Source organism: Pseudomonas sp. PDM14 (assembly GCF_014851905.1).
In the GTDB taxonomy this organism is placed as follows: Bacteria; Pseudomonadota; Gammaproteobacteria; order Pseudomonadales; family Pseudomonadaceae; genus Aquipseudomonas.
In genome coordinates this window covers 74354-91456 of the sequence record NZ_JACVAQ010000002.1, presented here as the reverse complement: position 1 = coordinate 91456, position 17103 = coordinate 74354, and the positions used below count along the sequence as shown (strand labels likewise).

Sequence of the window (17103 nt, the reverse complement as noted above, 5' to 3'; positions counted from 1 at the left end):
GCAACGACCATCCAAGGATTTACCGGAGAACACCATGCGTAACGAAACTCGCAAAATTTTTGACAGCTACCTGAGCCAGCTCGCAAAGCTCAGCGGCGTATCTGACGCCACCAAAACCTTCGCGGTAGACCCAACCGTCCAGCAGCGCCTGGAAAAGCGCATGCAGGAATCCAGCGAATTCCTCGGCCGCATCGGCATGATCGGCGTAGACGAAATCAAAGGTGAAAAGGTCGGTCTCGGTGTCAGCAGCACCATCGCCGGCCGTACCGACACCACCGGCGCCGGCGTGCGTGTACCGCGTGACGTGTCTGACCTGTCCAGCGATGGCTACGAGTGCCGCCACACTGACTTCGATACCGCCGTGCGCTACGCCCAGCTCGACGCCTGGGCCAAGTTTCCCGAGTTCCAGGCAATGCTGCGCGACGCCATCCTGGAGCGCCAAGCGCTCGACCGCATCATGATCGGCTTCAACGGTACCAGCGCCGCCGCCACCACCAACCGCACCGCCAACCCGCTGCTGCAAGACGTCAACATCGGCTGGCTGCAGAAGTACCGGACCCACGCCCCGCAGCGCGTCCTAAAGGACGGCAAAGAAAACGGCAAGGTCCGCATCGGCACCGGCGCCACCGCGGACTACAACAACCTCGACGCCCTGGTGTACGACGCCATCGCCAACCTGATCGACCCGTGGCACCGCAAAGACCCCGGCATTGTCGTGATCCTCGGCAGCAACCTGGTACACGACAAGTACTTCCCGCTGATCAACAAGGAACAGGCCGCCTCTGAAAAGCTGGCCACCGACCTGATCATTTCTCAGAAGCGCATGGGCGGTAAGCAGCCGGTCGAGGTTCCGCACGTACCGGACAACGCCATGCTCATCACCAGCCTGAAAAACCTCGCGATCTACTGGCAAATCAGCGGCCGCCGCCGTCACATCCAGGAGAACCCGAGCAAGAACCGCATCGAGAACTTCGAGTCCAGCAACGACGATTACGTCGTAGAGGACTACGGCCTCGGCTGCCTGGTCGAAAACATCGAGCTGCTGGAGGCCTGATCGCCATGGCACTGAGCCCCGCCAAACGCCACTTCCAGCAAGTCACCGCAGCCCAGGCTGCGGAGGCCGCTGGCCCAGCCGATACCATGGAAGGACTCGACGCCTACGACCAGCAGCGCGCCCAGCTCCTGCAGGACCAACTGCGCCTCAAGCAGGTGCAGTCCACCGAAGGCAAGTGCGCCCTCAAGGCCCAGCTTCTGCCCGCCTACGCACCCTACGTGCAAGGCGTGCTCGAAGCCGGCCAGGGCGCCCAGGACGAAGTGCTCATCACCGTCATGCTCTGGCACATCGACGCAGGCGCCTTTGCCGAGGCCCTGCCCATCGCTGAATACGTGCTCAAGCACAGCCTGAAAATGCCGGACCGCTTCAGCCGCACCGCCGGCACCGTCATCGCCGAAGAAGTGGCCGAAGCGGCCCTCAAGGCCTTCAAGGCCGGCAACCAGTTCGACGTGGCCATCCTGGCCAAAACCGAAGAGCTCACCGCCGAGCAGGACATGCCCGACCAGGCCCGCGCCAAGCTGCACCTCGCCTTGGGCAAGGCAGCAGCTGCGCAGGTCGACGAAGCCAAACCGGACGCCACCGATGCCGTCTGGCTCGAAGCCGCCAAGCGCCACCTGTCGCGCGCCATCGAGCTGCACAGCAACTGCGGCGGCAAAAAGGACATGGAGCGCGTAGACCGCCTCCTCAAGAATCATGCTGGCCCAGCCAGCTAACCGAGCCGTCCCCGGCAACCCGAGCGGCTCGGGGCTGATCAGCAGGTTCGCTCCTTCCTCGCTGTGACGCCCCGACCACCGCTCTCCTATTCCGAGCGCAGACCATGAGCGGATTCGTCGCAGGCGGCACCACCACGCCCAGCGCCCACATCAACACCGATCCGTTCTGGCCATCGATCGACCTCGACGCCTTGCGTGCAGCGCTGCGCATCGACTCCAGCGTCACCCAACCCCGGCTAGAAACCGCCGTCATCGCCGCCGCCATCAACGTCAACAGCGAGCTGGCCGAATGGCGCGAAATGCAGCAGGCCGCCGGCCTCGCCACCCTGGGCGAAGTACCAGGGCCCAAGATCAAAGACCTCACCGTACGCGAGCACCTGTACATCCGGGCCATCCAGGCCGCCAGCGGCGCCGAGGTCTGCGAGCGCTACCGCAGCTTCGACAGCACCGGTACCGGCGACAAGAAAGCCGAGGATCTGCAAACCAACATCGACGACTACCGCCGCGACCTGCGCTGGGCCATTCGCGACTTCCTCGGCAAACGCCGCACCACCGTGGAGCTCATCTGATGGCCACCATCCGCGCCGTCCAGGGCGACACCGTCGACGGCATCTGCTGGCGGCACTACGGCCGCACCGCCGGCGTCACCGAAGCCGTGCTCGAAGCCAACCCCGGCCTCGCCGACCTCGGCCCGCACATCCCGCAAGGCACCCTCGTCACCCTCCCCGATGAAGCCCCACAACCTCAACGCCAGATGGTGAACCTATGGGACTGATCTACCTCGCGCTCTACAAGGGCAAAGGCAAGCTGTTCAACCGGCTCATCCGGCTGTGGACGCGCTCCAAGTACAGCCACTGCGAGCTGGTCATGCCAGACGGCCGCTGGCTGTCCGCCAGCGCTATGGACGGCGGCGTGCGCGCCAAACGCATCGACCTCGACCTTGCGCACTGGGACCTGATCCCGCTGCCCTGGGCTAACGCTGCGCACATCGAAGGCCTCTTCCAGCGCCACCAGGGCAAGGGCTACGACTGGGTCGGCATCCTGCTCAGCCAGGTAGTACCCATCGCTATCCAAAGCCCGGCCCGCATGTTCTGCAGCGAGTTCTGTGCCGCTGCCCTCGGCCTGCAAGCCAGCGCTTCCAGGTTCAGCCCGATGCTGCTCGGTGAGGTAGTACAGCGCATCAACGCCCTGCCGTTCGTGCAGCTCGCCCACTCAGTACCCCAGGACGCAAGGAATGAACATGCCTGACAGACCGGAAACCTGGGCCCTGCTGCTCGCCTGGCTGGAGCATCACCACCCGCTAATCTACGCCGCCATCCTCTCCGGCATGCTCGCCGCCGCCCGCTTCATCTACAGCGGCGGCAGCCTCCGGCGCGCCATCGGCGAGGGCTTCATCTGCGGCCTCATCACCCTGGCCATCAGCAACGGCCTCACCCTGTTCGGCATCCCCGCCGAGTACGCCCCGTTCTTCGGTGGTGTGGTCGGCCTGCTCGGCGCCGACTTCATCCGCGACCGCCTCAAGCGCGTTGCCATTCGCAAGGCAGACCAACTATGACCACCCTCCGCCACGGCGACCGCTCGCAGGCCGTCCAGCAGCTGCAAAAAGCCCTCAACGCCCGCGGCGCCACGCTGCTCGCCGACGGCCACTTCGGTGACAGCACCGAGGCCGCCGTGCGCACCTACCAACTCAGCGTCGGGCTGGTCGCCGATGGCATCGCCGGGCCCAAAACCCAAGCCGCCATCGCCGGCGCCGACTGCTCGCGCTTGCTCAAGAATGCGGACCTGGTCGCAGCAGCCAAACGCCTCGGCGTCGAGCTGGCAGCCGTCTACGCCGTCAACGAAGTCGAGAGCAACGGCGCCGGCTTCCTCAGCAACGGTAAGCCGGTCATCCTCTACGAACGCCACATCATGCACCGCCAGCTCGGCCTGCCTCGCAGCAAGGCGGACGATGCCGAGCAGCTCCAGGCCCACGCCAACAAGCTCGCGCAACAGTACCCCGGTCTGGTCAACACCAAGCCCGGCGGCTATGCCGGCGGCGTGGCCGAACACAGCCGCCTCAGCACCGCCCGCTTGTTCGACCCGCTCTGCGCCAACGAGTCCACCAGCTGGGGCGCCTTCCAGATCATGGGCTTTCACGCCACCGAGCTCGGCTACGCCAGCGTCGACGACTTCCTCGCCCGCATGGCCCTCAACGAGTCAGAGCAGTTCGAGGCTTTCGTCCGCTTCATCGAGTTGGACCCGGTGCTGCATAAGGCACTCAAGGCCCGCAAATGGGCCGACTTCGCCAAGCGCTACAACGGCCCGGCCTACGCCCGGAACCTGTACGACGTGAAGCTCGAACGCGCCTACCAGCGGCACGCCGACTGCGGCTGCGGTAAGGCGGCCGCGTGACCACCCTCCGCCAGGCCCTCTACGGCGCCGCACTCCTCGGCGCCCTCGCCCTGCTGCTCTGGGGCACCCACCAGCGCAGCCAGGCCGAGCAGGGCCGCACCGCCCTGGCCGAAGAACGCCTCACCACCCTGCAGGCCCGCAGCGCCCGCCAGTCCGCCGCCATCATCCGCCTAGGCGGTGAAGTGGCCGCGCAACGTGCCGCCCAGCAAAGCCTGCACACCGCCCAGGCCGGCGTGCGCCAACAGCACGCCACCGCCCAGCTGCAAAAACAGGAGATTGTCCGCAATGACCCAGCATCGAAAGATTGGGCTGCTCTGCCTCTCCCTGGCGCTGCTCGCCGGCTGCATGAGCGCCCCGCCCTCACCGGAGCAAACGGTTACCGTCAGTGGCTGTCCGGTCGTAACGCCCTGCAGCCTGCTGCCAGCGGCGCCGCAGAATAACGGCGCACTCAGTGACGACACCGACTACCTGGTGAGCGCCTGGGCCGAATGCGCCGCCCAGGTCGACACCGTCTACGAGTACAACCAGCAGCAGCCGAGGGCAGACCCATGAACAAACCCAACAGCCTGCGCGAACACCTATTGGCCAAGGTCCCGGCACTGGAACACAACGCAGACCGCCTCCTGGTGTTCATCGACCAAGGCAGCGTGCGCTGCACCGCGGCCAAGTCCTTCTCCTGGGAATACGGCTACAAGCTGCAGGTCATCCTCACGGACTTCGCCGGCCATCCAGACACCGTCTTTCTGCCCGTACTCGGCTGGGTCAGCGTCCACCAGTCCGAACTGCTCACCAACCTCGAAAAGTCCGCCCAAGGCATCCAGTTCGAGGCCGACATCATCGACGCCAGCAAGGTCGACCTCGCCATCACCCTGCAGCTAACCGAGCGCGTCGTCGTCGGCCAGGATGGCCAGGGCGCAACCACCATCACCCACCCGGCAGAGCCCCAGCCTTCGCCGGACTTTGCAGACCCGGCCTGGCCACCAGCAGGCGCAGATGGCACCCAGGAATGGTACGTGCCAAATGGCTGACACCTTCGACGACCTCAGCAACTGGCTCACCCCGCTCATGCTGCGGCTGGCGCCAGCAGAGCGCGCCAAGCTCGCCCGCGAGGTCGCCCAGGGCCTGCGCCGCAGCCAGCAGCAACGCGTCATCGCCCAGCGCAACCCAGACGGCACGCCCTACGAGCCACGCAAAGAGCGCCAACTGCGCGGCAAACAGGGCCGCATCAAGCGCAAGGCCAAAATGTTCACCAAGCTGCGCACCGCCCGCTACCTTAAGGCCACTGGCAACGCCGGCGCCGCCACCGTCGCCTTCGCCGGCCGCATCAGCCGCATCGCCCGCGTGCACCAGTTCGGCCTGCGCGATCGAGCAGAACGCGGCGCGCCCGACGTGCAATACGCCCAGCGCGAGCTGCTCGGCTTCACCGATGCCGAGCGCGACTACATCCTCGACCGCACCCTCGCCCACCTCACGCTGTAACCCCGCGCTATACAAACCCCGCCAGCTGCAACCCTCGCGCGAGGCCGCCACCATCGGCGGTATGAACTCACTCGCCGCCCTCGCCCGCCTCGTTGAAAACCTGATCCGTTTCGGCACCATTGCCGAGGTGGACCATGGCGACCCTGCGCAGCAGAAACCGCCGCGTGTTCGGGTACAAACCGGCACGCTGCTCACTGGCTGGCTGCCGTGGCTCAACCCGCGTGCGGGTGCGGACCAGGAGTGGAACCCGCCCACCATCAACGAACAGGTCGTACTGCTCAGCCCCTCCGGCCAGCTCGCCAACGGCGTCGTCATCACCGGCCTATTCAGCGACCACACCCCAGCCAACGGCGACCGCGCCGGCCTGCACCGCCGCACCTACCGCGACGGCGCGGTGATCGAGTACGACAGCGTCACCCACAAGCTCACCGCCACCATTCCGGGCGATGCAACGCTCACAGCACAGGGCAAGGTCAACGTCACTGCCAGCGGCGATATCGTCGTCAGCAGCAACGCCAACATCACCATCACCGCGGCCGGCACCTTCAAGGTCAGCGCCGCCACCATCGAGCTCAACTGATGCCGGCCGTAACTCGCCAGGGCGACGCCTGCACCGGGCACGGCGGCTTCCCTCCGCGCGCGTCCAGCAGCGGCAGCCCCAACGTGCTCATCAACGGCATCCCGGCCCATCGCCAGGGCGACGCCTGGCCCAGCCATTGCGACCCCAATTCCTGCCACGCCAGCACCCTGGCCCAGGGCAGCGGCACCGTACGCGTCAACGGCAAACCGCTCGGCCGCGTGGGTGACGCCGTCGCCTGCGGTTCCACGGTTGCCGCCGGCAGCCCCAACGTATTCGCCGGAGGCTGAGCATGAATCGGCACACCGGCGGCACCATCACCACCCTGGCCCACATCAGCCAGTCCGTGGGCGACATCCTCACCACCCGCATCGGCACCCGTCTCATGCGTCGTGAGTACGGCAGCCAACTGGTAGACCTGCTCGACCAGCCCGGCAACCAGACCACCCGCCTGCTCTGCTACGCCGCCATCGCCATGGCCCTGCTGCGCTGGGAGCCGCGTATTCGCGTCGGCCGCATCCAGCTCGCCAGCGCCACCCTGGCCGGGCAGTTCGAGCTGGCCCTCGACTTCTCCATCGTCGACACCAACGAGCAGCAGAGCCTGCGCATTCCCCTCAGCATGGGCGCCGCAGCATGAGCGACTTCACCCCGATTGACCTGTCCCTGCTGCCGCCGCCCGCCGTGGTCGAAACCATCGACTACGAGGCCATCCTCGCCGCGCGCAAGGCCGAGCTGCTGGCCCTGTACCCGGCAGACGAACGCCCAGCCATGGCCGCGCGCCTCGCCTTGGAGTCGGAGCCGCTCACCAAGCTGTTGGAAGAGAACGCCTACCGCGAAATGCTGCTGCGCCAGCGCGTCAACGAAGGCGCGCTAGCCACCATGCTCGCCTTCGCCCGCCGCGCCGACCTGGAGCAGATCGCGGCGCGCTTTAACGTCGCCCGCTTGGTCATCACCCCGGCAGATCCCGCCGCAGTGCCGCCCGTGGCGGCGGTCATGGAGGGTGACGATGGCCTGCGCGAGCGTGCGCAAATGGCCATGGAGGGCCTGTCTGTTGCAGGCCCGCGCAACGCCTACATCTTCCACGCTCGCAGTGCAGACGGCCGCGTGGCGGACGCCTCCGCCGCCAGCCCATCGCCGGCCGTGGCTGTTGTCACCGTGCAAAGCGCCCTGGGCGACGGCACCGCCAGCCCCGAGCTGCTCGCCATCGTCGCCGCCTACCTCAGCGACGACGACCGCCGCCCCGTGGCGGACCGCCTCACGGTGCAAAGCGCCACCGTGCTGCCTTACACCGTCACCGCCGTGCTCCACCTGGCAAGCGCCGGGCCGGAGGCCGAACCCATCCGCGCAGCCGCCGAGGCGCGCCTTGCTGCGCTGGTCACCAAGCGCCGCCGCCTGGGCATGGAGGTCAACCGCTCCGCGCTGGATGCCGCCCTGCACATCGAGGGCGTCAAGCGCGTGGTCCTAACCGGCTGGGTCGATATCGTCGCCACCCAGCAGCAGGCCCCGTACTGCACCGCCTTCACCGTGTCGGTGGCCGAGTAATGGCCGCGCGCCTGCTGCCCTCCAATAACACCCAGCTGGAGCGCCTGGCCGCGCAAGCCCTGGCCCAGCTCGACCGCGTGCCGTTACCGCTGCGCGACCTGTGGAACCCGGACACCTGCCCCGTCGCCTTGCTGCCGTATCTGGCCTGGGCGTTCTCGGTGGACCGCTGGTCCCAGGCCTGGCCCGAAAGCGCCAAGCGCGCCGCCATCCGCGCCGCCTACTTCATCCATGCCCACAAGGGCACCATCGGCGCCCTGCGCCGCGTGGTCGAGCCACTCGGTTACCTCATCGAAGTGCGCGAATGGTGGCAAGAAACGCCCCTGGGCGAGCCCGGCACCTTCCGCCTGCTGGTCGGCGTGCTCGACACCGGCATCACCGAGGCCATGTACCAGGAGCTCACCTGGCTCATCGATGACGCCAAGCCCCTCACCCGTCACCTGGTCGGCCTGGCCATCGGCCTGGAGGTCCGCGGCACCACCTACATCGGCGCCGCCGCCATGAGTGGCGAAACCATCACCGTCTACCCCTACGAACCCGGCCCCATCGAGGTCGGCGCGCCCGCCCTGCTGTTCGGCGGCGCGGCCCACATCATCGAAACCACGAGCGTCTACCCATGAGCCAGACCTACTTCGCCCTCCTTACCGCAATCGGCGAGGCCAAGCTCGCCAACGCCACCGCGCTCGGCACTCCCCTGCAGATCAGCCGCATGGGCGTGGGCGACGGCAACGGCGAGCTGCCCATCCCCATCGGCACACAAACCGCCTTGGTGCGCGAAACCTACCGGGCAGACCTCAACAGCCTGATCATCGACCCGCTCAACGCCAGCCAGATCATTGCCGAGCTGGTCATCCCCGAGGCAGAAGGCGGCTATTGGTTGCGCGAAATGGGCCTGTACGACGCCACCGGCGCGCTCATCGCTGTGGCCAACTGCCCGCCCAGTTACAAGCCCGTGGTGGCCGAGGGCTCCGGCAAAACCCAGGTCATGCGCATGGTGCTCATCGTCTCCAGCACCGCCGCCGTGCAGCTGAAGATCGACCCATCCGTGGTCCTGGCCACCCGCGCCTATGCGGACGCCATCATGGTCGGCCACCTGGCAGCAGCAGACCCGCACCCGCAATACACCACCGTGCCGGAGGTGAACGCGCTCATCGCCGCCGAGATGAACAGCCGCGACAGCAAGCAAAGTGTGCTCTACACCACCACCGCCAACATCAACCTCAGCGGCCTCGCCGTGCAGGCCGGCGGCGACTGGGCGGTGCCACTTACCGCGGGTGACAGAGTGCTGGCCAAGGACCAAACCACCGGCGCGGACCGGGGCCTGTACACCGCAGCCGCCGGTGCCTGGTCCCGAGCCCAGGACGCAGACGCCTCAGCTGAGGTAACTCCCGGCATGCTGGTCACAATCGAGGCCGGCACCGCCCTGGCAGACACCGTATGGGAGCTCACCACCAACGGCCCCATCGTCCTGGGTACCACTGCGCTCACTTTCGAGCTGACGGCCGCCCTCACCGCCACTCAGGCAGACGCAGAGAACGGCACCAACAACGTCCGCCGCATGACTGCCCTGCGGGTGTTCCAGGCCATACGCTCGCTGGCCGCCAACGCCACCGAGCTGCTGCGCGGTGTGCTGCGCGTAGGCACTCAGGCAGAGGTAAACGCCGGCGCCCTGGATGACGTAGCCGTTACCCCCAAAAAGCTCCGGGCCGGCTTCGCCATCAGCCTCGCTGCCAACGGCTACATCGCGTTTCCGTCGTGGCTGGGCGCGCTCATCCTGCAGTGGGGCAACAACTCCAACGGCACGGTCACCTACCCCCTGACGTTCCCCACGGAGGTCCTGCACCTGCACATGGTCATCAACCAGCACGTCTCCACAGGCGTGTCTTCGGGGCAGTACACCTCCACCACCACATCAACGAACGCGGGCTTCACCCTGGTCGCAGCTGCCAGCAGCAACAGCGCCGTCATGCGTTACATCGCCCTAGGCCGTTAAGGAGGCAGCAATGCTCTATTCAAGACAAACCGGTGGCATCTACAGCCACGCCATCCATGGCGCTGCCATACCGGCGGACGCGGTAGAAATTTCGCAAGAGGTCTACAACACCGTCTTCGCCAACCCGGCACCCGGCAAAGTACTCAGCCACAACCCCGAGGGGCTGCCTGTGCTGGTAGATCCCGTAACCAGTGCAGCCACGCTCTGCGCCGCCATCGACGCAGCCGCCGACGCAGCCCGCTCCCTCGTCGCCGGCGACCCACTGCGCGCCGTGGAATACGACCGCGCCCGCATCGAGGCCGAAGGCTTCGCCGCAGCCGGCTACCAGGGCGAGGTGCCGCGCACCGTCGCTGCCTGGGCCATCAACGGCCGCACGCCGCAGCAGGCAGCGGCCAGCATCCTGGCCGAGGCTGCCGCCTACACCGAGGCCCTCTACCTGCTGCGCGAAACCCGCCTGCAGGCCAAGGAGCTGGTACGCACCCAGATGGCCCTGGGCAACGCCGAAGCCGCCCGCGACATCGCCGCCGAAGCCATCGCCTCGATCGAGGCCGCTGTCTCCGGCGTGGGCAACGCCACCACCTGACCGGTTCCCTGGGGAGGGATTTGCCTCGCGTGAGCGGGGCATTTTTTTGCCCGCGCCCTGTAGCGCCTGCCGCTACACCGTCCACCGCTCGCCCCGTCGGCGCGCGCGCGGCAGCCTGTGCACTGTCATCCACATTCGCGCAGGCACACCCATGGCCGACTATCTACACGGCGTCCGCGTCATCGAAATCAGCGAAGGCACCCGCCCTATTCGCACCGTATCCACCGCCGTCATCGGCCTGGTTGCCACTGCCTCCGATGCCGATGCTGCCACCTTCCCTCTCGACACCCCGGTGCTCATCACCAACGTGCAAACCGCCATCGGCAAGGCCGGCCTGCTCGGCACGCTGCGCGCCAGCCTGCAAGCCATCGCAGACCAGACCAAGCCCTTCGTCATCGTGGTTCGCGTGGCGGATGGCGTCGGCGCCGATGCAGCGGCCAAAGAGGCAGACCTCGTCTCCAAGCTGATCGGCACCACCACCGCAGACGGCAAGTACACCGGCATGAAGGCCCTACTCGCCGCAAAGGGCCAGCTCGGCATGGTGCCGCGCATCCTCGGTGTACCGGGGCTGGACAGCCTGCCGGTGGCCACTGCCCTGGTATCGATCGCCCAGGACCTGCGCGCCTTCGCCTACGTCAGCGCCCACGGCTGCAAAACCAAGGAAGAGGCCGTCGCCTACCGCGAAGGCTTCGGCGCCCGTGAAGTCATGGTCATCTGGCCCAACTTCCAGAAGTGGGATACCGCCACCAGCGCCACCGTCGTCGCCCCCGCCGTGGCCATCGCCCTCGGCCTGCGCGCCAAGCTCGACAAAGAAATCGGCTGGCACAAGACCCTCTCCAACGTCGCCGTCAACGGCGTCACCGGCATCAGCGCGGACGTGTGGTTTGACCTGCAGAACCCGGCCACCGACTCCAACTACCTCAACGGCAATGAGGTCACCACCCTCATCAACGAGGCCGGCTACCGCTTCTGGGGCTCGCGCACCTGCAGTGAAGACCCGCTCTTCGCCTTCGAGAACTACACCCGCACCGCCCAGGTGCTGGCCGACACCATGGCCGAGGCCCACTTCTGGGCCGTAGACAAGCCTCTGCACCCGTCCCTGGTGAAAGACATCATCAACGGCATCAACGCCAAGTTCCGCGAGCTCAAGTCGGCCGGCTACATCATCGACGGCGAGTGCTGGTACGACGAAACCGCCAACGACGCCACCACCCTCAAGGCCGGCAAGCTGTTCATCGACTACGACTACACACCCGTGCCGCCGCTGGAAGACCTCACCTTCCGCCAGCGCATCACCGACCGCTACCTGATGAACTTCGCCGCCCAGGTCAACGCCTGACCCCAATTGTCCGCGCGGCCCCGGCCGCGTCGTAGGAGAGCGCCGCCATGGCCATGCCTCGCAAACTGAAAAACATGAACCTCTTCAACGAGGGCAATAGCTACCTCGGCGTCGCCAAGTCCTGCACGCCACCGCCCCTGGCCCGCAAGATGGAAGGCTACCGCGGCGGCGGCATGAACGGCCCGGTCAAGGTCGACCTCGGCATCAGCGACGACGGCATCCAGTTCGAGTGGACCCTTGGCGGCCTGGATCTGATCGCCCTGCGCCAATGGGGCGCGGTGAAAGCGGATGGCGTGATGCTGCGCTTCGCCGGCGCCTACCAGCAGGATGACACCGGCGTCACCACCGCCGTCGAAATGGTCTTCCGCGGCCGCCACGAAACCATCGACATGGGCGAGTCAGCCCCGGGTGAAGACACCGAGCACACCATCACCACCACCTGCAGCTACTTCAAGCTGGTGATCGACGGCGAAGAAATCATCGAAATCGACCTCCTCAACTTCGTCGAGAAGGTCAACGGCGTTGACATGCTCGAAGCCCAGCGCAAGGCACTCGGCATCTAGCCCGGCGCACCACCGTTTCACACCGCCGGCTCCGGCCGGCCCTCCCCCCAGATAGGAGCCTCCCATGGGCAGCATCATCGACAACGCACACGACCAGCAGCAGGACGCCACACACGAAGCCAGCCCCGCCGCCACGACCGGCACCGCGGCAGCCACACCCGCGCCTGTCGTCGCTCCAACTGCCGCCACCTACCAGCCAGCGCCGGTCGAGAATCCCAACGAGGCCATCGTCGAGCTGGACGAACCCCTGCAGCGCGGCAACACCACCGTCACCCACGTCACCGTGCGCAAACCGATGTCCGGCGAGCTGCGTGGTGTCTCCCTGGTCGACCTGCTCAACCTTGAAGTCAACGCCTTGCGCAAGGTCCTGCCGCGCATCACCACCCCCAGCCTGACCGACCACGAAGTCGGCCGCCTGGACCCAGCAGACATGGTCGAGCTGGGCAGCAAGGTGGCCGCTTTTTTGGTGCGGAAGTCGGTGAAGGCGGAAGCATTCCTCACCGCGTAGAAGACGCCATGGCGGACCTCGCCGTGGTGTTTCACTGGGCCCCGGCCGACATGGATCGGCTGGGCCTGCAAGAACTGATGGACTGGCGCGAGCGGGCGCGGGTACGGAGCCAGGTCGATGGCAGCTGACAAACTGCAACTACAGGTAGTCCTCTCCATGCTGGAGAAGGTCACCGGCCCGCTCCGCAAGATCCAGGGCAACAGCGTCGGCGCTGCCCGGGGCCTCAAGGAAGCCCGCGACCGCCTCAGGGAACTCAACACCCAGCAGAAGGATGTCGGCGCCTGGCGCACCCAGCGCACGGCAGCCGCGCAAACCGAGCAGGCCCTCGAAGCCGCACGCGCAAGGGTCACCCAGCTCGGCCGCGACATGGCCGCCACCGGCGTCCCGACGCGCCAGATGACGCGCGACCTGAAGGCCGCCATCCGTGAGGCCACCAACCTCAAGCGCACCCACAGCGAGCAGCAAACCCAGCTGCAGGGCCTGCGCACCAAACTCAACGCTGCCGGCATCAGTACCCGCAACCTCGTCGCCGGCGAGCGCGAGCTGCGCAGCAAGATCGCCCTCACCAACCAGACCATCAGAGAACAGGGCAAACGCCTGGAGCGCATCACCGCGCAAACGCGGCAGCTTGCCCGGGCGCGTAGTGAGTTTGATCGCGCGCAAGGCCTCGCCGGCAGCATGGCTACCGGCGGCGCAGCAGGGCTTGCCTCCGGCTACGCGCTGGCCAGGCCCCTGCAGGGCATTGTCAACGCCTTCGCCCCGGCCGAGAACGCCGCCACCCAGCTGAAGGTGGCGATGATGGACAAAAACGGCCAGGTCGCCGCCGACTTCCAGCGCATCACCGAGCTGGCAAACAGCCTGGGCGACCGCCTGCCGGGGACCACCGCCGACTTCCAGGACATGATGACCATGCTGCGCCGCCAGGGCATCAGCGCGCAGTCGATCCTGGGCGGTACTGGCGAGGCAGCGGCATACCTCGGCGTGCAGCTGCAAAAGCCGGTGGCGGAAGCCGCCGAATTCGCAGCCAAGATGCAGGATGCAACGCGCACCAGCGAAAAGGACATGATGGGTCTGATGGACACCATCCAACGGGCCTTCTACTTGGGCGTCGACGACAACAACATGCTCAAGGGCTTCAGCAAGATCAGCCCCGTGATGGACATCATCAAGCAGTCAGGCCTGGAGGCGGCCAACACCTTCGCCCCGCTGCTGGTGATGATGGACCAGACCGGCATGGCCGGAGAGTCCGCCGGCAACGCCTTCCGCAAGGTGTTCCAGGGCATCATGGATTCCGACGGCGTCAAGGAGGTCAACAAGATCCTCGCGCTCCAAGGCCACAAAATCTCCCTGGAATTCACCGACGGCAAAGGCGAGTTCGGCGGCCTGGAGAACATGTACGCCCAGCTCTCCAAGCTGAAAGACCTCAACACCTCCACCCGCCTGTCCGTGATGAAAGACCTGTTCGGCGACGACGCCGAAACCCAACAGGTCCTCAACACCATGATGAACAAAGGCATCGACGGCTATCGCGAAGTCGCCGAGAAAATGCAGGCCCAGGCCGACCTACGCAAGCGCGTCAACGAGCAGCTCGGCACCCTCACTAACACGATCGAGGCCGCCCAGGGCAGCTGGACAAATGCCATGTCCGAAATCGGCGCCACCATCGCGCCGGAGCTCAAGGAAATCATCAACGGCCTCGGCGGCGTGGCCAACGGCATCAAGGAATGGGTACGTGCCAACCCTGGCCTCACCTCAATCATCTTCAAAACAGCTGCAGGCCTCGCACTGCTGCTCACCGTAGGCGGCAGCCTGGCCGTCATGCTCGCCGGCATGCTCGGCCCGTTCGCCATGGTGCGCTACGCCCTCACCCTACTCGGCATCGCCACGTCGGCCACCCTCTGGCCGATCCTGGCAGTGGTCGCAGCGGTTACCGCCTTGGGCGTCGTCGCCTACCTCATCTACAAAAATTGGGACCCGATCAAAGCCTACTTCCTCGGCCTGTGGGCAGAGATCAAGGCCGGCTTCGACGGTGGGCTCCTGGGCATCCTGCAGCTCATCACCAACTTCAGCCCCATCGGCCTGTTCTACCGCGCCTTCGCTGCGGTGATGAACTACTTCGGCTTCGAGCTGCCCGGCAAATTCACCGAGTTCGGCAGCATGCTCATGCAGGGCATGGTCAACGGCATCACCAGCGGGCTGGCCCAGGTCAAAACCGCCATCACCGGCGCTGCGGACCAAACCGTCAACTGGTTCAAAGAGAAGCTCGGCATTCACAGCCCCTCGCGCGTGTTCGCCACCCTCGGCGGCTTCACCATGGCCGGCCTCACCCAGGGCCTGGCTGGCGGCGAGAACGATGTGCTGCGCCAGGTGGCCAGCACCGCCAAGCGCCTCACCAACGCCGGCGCCGGCATGCTCACCGCCAGCAACGCCTTCACCTTCGACAAACGCCCACCCATCAGCGCACGCGGCTCGGCGCCTGCAGCAGCTCAGGCGCCGGGCAACATCACCATCAACATTCACCCGGCCCCGGGCATGGACGCCGCCGCCATCGGCCGCGAGGTGCAACGCCAGCTCGCCGCCGCCCAGCAACAGCAACAGGCCCGCGGCCGCTCCCGCCTGGCCGACCAGGAGTAACAAGCCATGATGATGGCCCTCGGCATGTTCGTGTTCAGCCTGCACACCCTGGCCTACCAGGAGCTGCAGCGCCAAACGGACTGGCGCCACCCCACCAGCGGCCGCGTGGGCACCAACCCCGCCCGCCAGTTCGCCGGCCGCGGTGAAGACTCAATCACCCTGCCCGGCATCCTCCTGCCCGAGCTGGCCGGCACACCGCTCAGCCTCGCCGCGCTGCGCGCCATGGCTGACACCGGCAAGGCGTACCCCATGGTCAACGGCTCCGGCTACGTCATGGGCACCTGGGTCATTGAGAGCATCAGCGAAACGCAGACGATCTTCTTCCAGGACGGCACGCCCCGCCGCATCGAATTCACCATCAGCCTCAAGCGCGTCGACGACGGCAGCAGCGACATGCTCGGCCGCCTGGTCAGCGCCGGCGTCAACTTCGTCAGGGGCCTGCTGTGATCGAGGCGGCCCTCGCCAGCGTGGTCGGCATGGTGCGCGACGCCGCACAGAACCTGCAGGGCGCCGCCGACTACCCCGTGCCCATCTACCGCATCACCGTCAACGGCACCGATATCGCCCAGCTCATCAGCCCGCGCCTGATCAGCCTCACCCTCACCGACAACCGCGGCCTCGAGTCAGACCAGCTCGACCTGACCCTCAGCGACCACGACGGCCTGCTCGTCATCCCGCCCAAGGGGGCAGCGGTGCGCCTCTGGCTCGGCTGGAGCAACAGCGGCCTGGTGGACAAGGGCACTTACACCGTCGACGAGGTCGAGCACAGCGGCACGCCCGACGTGCTCAGCATCCGCGCCCGCAGTGCGGATCTGCGCAAGCAGCTCAAGTCCAAGCGCGAAGGCAGCTTCAGCGCCACCACCCTCGGCGCCGTGCTCACCACCATCGCCGAACGCAGCGGCCTGCTGCCGCAGATAGCGCCAGCCCTCGCCGCTCTGCCCATCCTGCAGCTGGACCAAGCCAACGAGTCCGACGCCAACATCCTCACCCGCCTCGGCGAAGACTTCGACGCGGTGGCCACCGTCAAGGCCGGGCGCCTGGTGTTCATGCGCGGCAACGGCGGCAAGTCCGCCAGCGGGCTGGATCTGCCCCACATCACCCTCACCCGCGCAGACGGCGATGGCCACCGCTACCTCAACGCCAACCGCGACAGCTACGACGGCGTGCGCGCCTATTTCTACGACATCAACAGCGCCAAGAAACAGGAAGCCATCGCCGGCGGTGGCGACAACCTCAAAGACCTGCGCCACACCTACAGCGATCGAGACAGCGCCCTGCGCGCTGCCCGCTCGGAATGGAACCGCCTCCAGCGCGGCACCGCCACGCTCAGCTACACCCTCGCCCTGGGCCGGCCAGAGTTGTTCCCCGAACTCACCTACACCCTGGTCGGCGTAAAGGACGAAATCGACGCCATCATCTGGCACGGCGGCAACGTGCAACACAGCCTCACGGCAGACGGCGGCTACATCACCAGTCTGGAGCTGGAGAGCCAACTGCCCGAAGACCTGGTCGACGCCCTGTACGAGGAAGTGCCCGGCGACTACACCGGCGTTATCGCCTACTACCGCGACAAGAAAACTGGCACCCAAAAAACCATCACAGCCGGCGACCAAACCAAGCCGCGCCGGCTGCGCCACCTCTACGCTACCAAGGCTAATGCCAAGCGGGCGGTGGATCGGGAATGGGCAAAGATTCAGGATGCAACGGCTCAATAAACAGGTTTCCCAGGC

At 66.6% G+C, this 17103-nt stretch carries 25 protein-coding genes; all 25 read left to right on the top strand.

Annotated elements, in window-relative coordinates; genetic code table 11:
* Nucleotides 1–34: 34 nt before the first annotated feature.
* The 25 genes from IB229_RS13095 to IB229_RS12980 all read left to right on the top strand — a co-directional run bounded on the left by IB229_RS13095 (nt 35) and on the right by IB229_RS12980 (nt 17088).
* A complete protein-coding gene (locus IB229_RS13095) occupies nt 35–1054 on the top strand; it encodes a phage major capsid protein, P2 family (RefSeq protein WP_192329609.1) in 1020 nt (339 codons plus the stop codon).
* A gap of 5 nt (nt 1055–1059) precedes the next feature.
* Nucleotides 1060–1767, top strand: a complete 708-nt coding sequence (gpM, locus tag IB229_RS13090; protein WP_192329607.1) for a phage terminase small subunit — start codon at nt 1060–1062, stop codon at nt 1765–1767.
* Between the two features lie 104 nt (nt 1768–1871).
* Nucleotides 1872–2336 carry a head completion/stabilization protein gene (locus IB229_RS13085; RefSeq protein WP_192329606.1) on the top strand — a complete coding sequence of 155 codons (465 nt, stop codon included), beginning with the start codon at nt 1872–1874 and terminating at the stop codon, nt 2334–2336.
* Nucleotides 2336–2542: a tail protein X gene (locus tag IB229_RS13080; protein ID WP_192329604.1), complete on the top strand. Its 207-nt coding sequence runs from the start codon at nt 2336–2338 to the stop codon at nt 2540–2542. Before IB229_RS13085 ends, IB229_RS13080 begins: the two co-directional genes overlap by 1 nt.
* A complete protein-coding gene (locus IB229_RS13075; protein WP_192329602.1) occupies nt 2533–3015 on the top strand; it encodes a hypothetical protein in 483 nt (160 codons plus the stop codon). The genes IB229_RS13080 and IB229_RS13075 overlap by 10 nt, the downstream gene beginning before the upstream one ends.
* On the top strand, nt 3008–3322 hold the full coding sequence (locus IB229_RS13070; protein WP_192329600.1) for a phage holin, lambda family: 315 nt from the start codon (nt 3008–3010) through the stop codon (nt 3320–3322). The genes IB229_RS13075 and IB229_RS13070 overlap by 8 nt, the downstream gene beginning before the upstream one ends.
* A complete protein-coding gene (locus IB229_RS13065; RefSeq protein ID WP_192329598.1) occupies nt 3319–4158 on the top strand; it encodes an N-acetylmuramidase domain-containing protein in 840 nt (279 codons plus the stop codon). The genes IB229_RS13070 and IB229_RS13065 overlap by 4 nt, the downstream gene beginning before the upstream one ends.
* A complete protein-coding gene (locus IB229_RS13060) occupies nt 4155–4598 on the top strand; it encodes a DUF2570 domain-containing protein (protein WP_192329596.1) in 444 nt (147 codons plus the stop codon). The genes IB229_RS13065 and IB229_RS13060 overlap by 4 nt, the downstream gene beginning before the upstream one ends.
* The gene (gene lysC, locus IB229_RS21915; protein ID WP_225579145.1) at nt 4504–4710 is read left to right on the top strand and encodes an Rz1-like lysis system protein LysC; all 207 of its coding nucleotides are present in this window, start codon (nt 4504–4506) and stop codon (nt 4708–4710) included. The genes IB229_RS13060 and lysC overlap by 95 nt, the downstream gene beginning before the upstream one ends.
* On the top strand, nt 4707–5186 hold the full coding sequence (locus IB229_RS13055; protein ID WP_192329594.1) for a phage tail protein: 480 nt from the start codon (nt 4707–4709) through the stop codon (nt 5184–5186). The genes lysC and IB229_RS13055 overlap by 4 nt, the downstream gene beginning before the upstream one ends.
* Entirely contained in the window at nt 5179–5637 is a 459-nt protein-coding gene (locus IB229_RS13050; RefSeq protein ID WP_192329592.1) for a phage virion morphogenesis protein, read from the top strand. Before IB229_RS13055 ends, IB229_RS13050 begins: the two co-directional genes overlap by 8 nt.
* Before the next feature lie 61 nt (nt 5638–5698).
* Nucleotides 5699–6217 (top strand): phage baseplate assembly protein V, encoded by a 519-nt coding sequence (locus IB229_RS13045; protein WP_192329590.1) that lies wholly within the window; start codon nt 5699–5701, stop codon nt 6215–6217.
* Entirely contained in the window at nt 6217–6504 is a 288-nt protein-coding gene (locus IB229_RS13040) for a PAAR domain-containing protein (protein WP_192329588.1), read from the top strand. The genes IB229_RS13045 and IB229_RS13040 overlap by 1 nt, the downstream gene beginning before the upstream one ends.
* Nucleotides 6505–6506: 2 nt before the next feature.
* Nucleotides 6507–6851 carry a GPW/gp25 family protein gene (locus tag IB229_RS13035; protein WP_192329586.1) on the top strand — a complete coding sequence of 115 codons (345 nt, stop codon included), beginning with the start codon at nt 6507–6509 and terminating at the stop codon, nt 6849–6851.
* Nucleotides 6848–7756 carry a baseplate J/gp47 family protein gene (locus IB229_RS13030; RefSeq protein WP_192329584.1) on the top strand — a complete coding sequence of 303 codons (909 nt, stop codon included), beginning with the start codon at nt 6848–6850 and terminating at the stop codon, nt 7754–7756. The genes IB229_RS13035 and IB229_RS13030 overlap by 4 nt, the downstream gene beginning before the upstream one ends.
* Entirely contained in the window at nt 7756–8373 is a 618-nt protein-coding gene (locus tag IB229_RS13025; RefSeq protein ID WP_192329582.1) for a phage tail protein I, read from the top strand. Before IB229_RS13030 ends, IB229_RS13025 begins: the two co-directional genes overlap by 1 nt.
* On the top strand, nt 8370–9746 hold the full coding sequence (locus IB229_RS13020) for a phage tail protein (RefSeq protein ID WP_192329580.1): 1377 nt from the start codon (nt 8370–8372) through the stop codon (nt 9744–9746). Before IB229_RS13025 ends, IB229_RS13020 begins: the two co-directional genes overlap by 4 nt.
* Nucleotides 9747–9756: 10 nt before the next feature.
* Nucleotides 9757–10329 carry a phage tail protein gene (locus IB229_RS13015; protein ID WP_225579144.1) on the top strand — a complete coding sequence of 191 codons (573 nt, stop codon included), beginning with the start codon at nt 9757–9759 and terminating at the stop codon, nt 10327–10329.
* 151 nt (nt 10330–10480) lie between these two features.
* Nucleotides 10481–11668, top strand: coding sequence for a phage tail sheath protein (locus tag IB229_RS13010; protein WP_192329578.1), 1188 nt, complete (start codon nt 10481–10483; stop codon nt 11666–11668).
* Between the two features lie 47 nt (nt 11669–11715).
* Complete coding sequence (locus IB229_RS13005; RefSeq protein WP_192329576.1) at nt 11716–12231, top strand: phage major tail tube protein; 516 nt, start codon at nt 11716–11718, stop codon at nt 12229–12231.
* Between the two features lie 64 nt (nt 12232–12295).
* Nucleotides 12296–12739, top strand: a complete 444-nt coding sequence (locus tag IB229_RS13000; protein WP_192329574.1) for a phage tail assembly protein — start codon at nt 12296–12298, stop codon at nt 12737–12739.
* An 8-nt stretch (nt 12740–12747) separates the two neighbouring features.
* Nucleotides 12748–12867, top strand: coding sequence for a GpE family phage tail protein (locus tag IB229_RS12995; RefSeq protein WP_192329572.1), 120 nt, complete (start codon nt 12748–12750; stop codon nt 12865–12867).
* On the top strand, nt 12857–15373 hold the full coding sequence (locus IB229_RS12990) for a phage tail tape measure protein (protein WP_192329570.1): 2517 nt from the start codon (nt 12857–12859) through the stop codon (nt 15371–15373). The genes IB229_RS12995 and IB229_RS12990 overlap by 11 nt, the downstream gene beginning before the upstream one ends.
* 6 nt (nt 15374–15379) lie before the next feature.
* On the top strand, nt 15380–15820 hold the full coding sequence (locus tag IB229_RS12985; protein ID WP_192329568.1) for a phage tail protein: 441 nt from the start codon (nt 15380–15382) through the stop codon (nt 15818–15820).
* Nucleotides 15817–17088 carry a phage late control D family protein gene (locus IB229_RS12980; RefSeq protein ID WP_192329566.1) on the top strand — a complete coding sequence of 424 codons (1272 nt, stop codon included), beginning with the start codon at nt 15817–15819 and terminating at the stop codon, nt 17086–17088. Before IB229_RS12985 ends, IB229_RS12980 begins: the two co-directional genes overlap by 4 nt.
* Nucleotides 17089–17103: the final 15 nt, after the last annotated feature.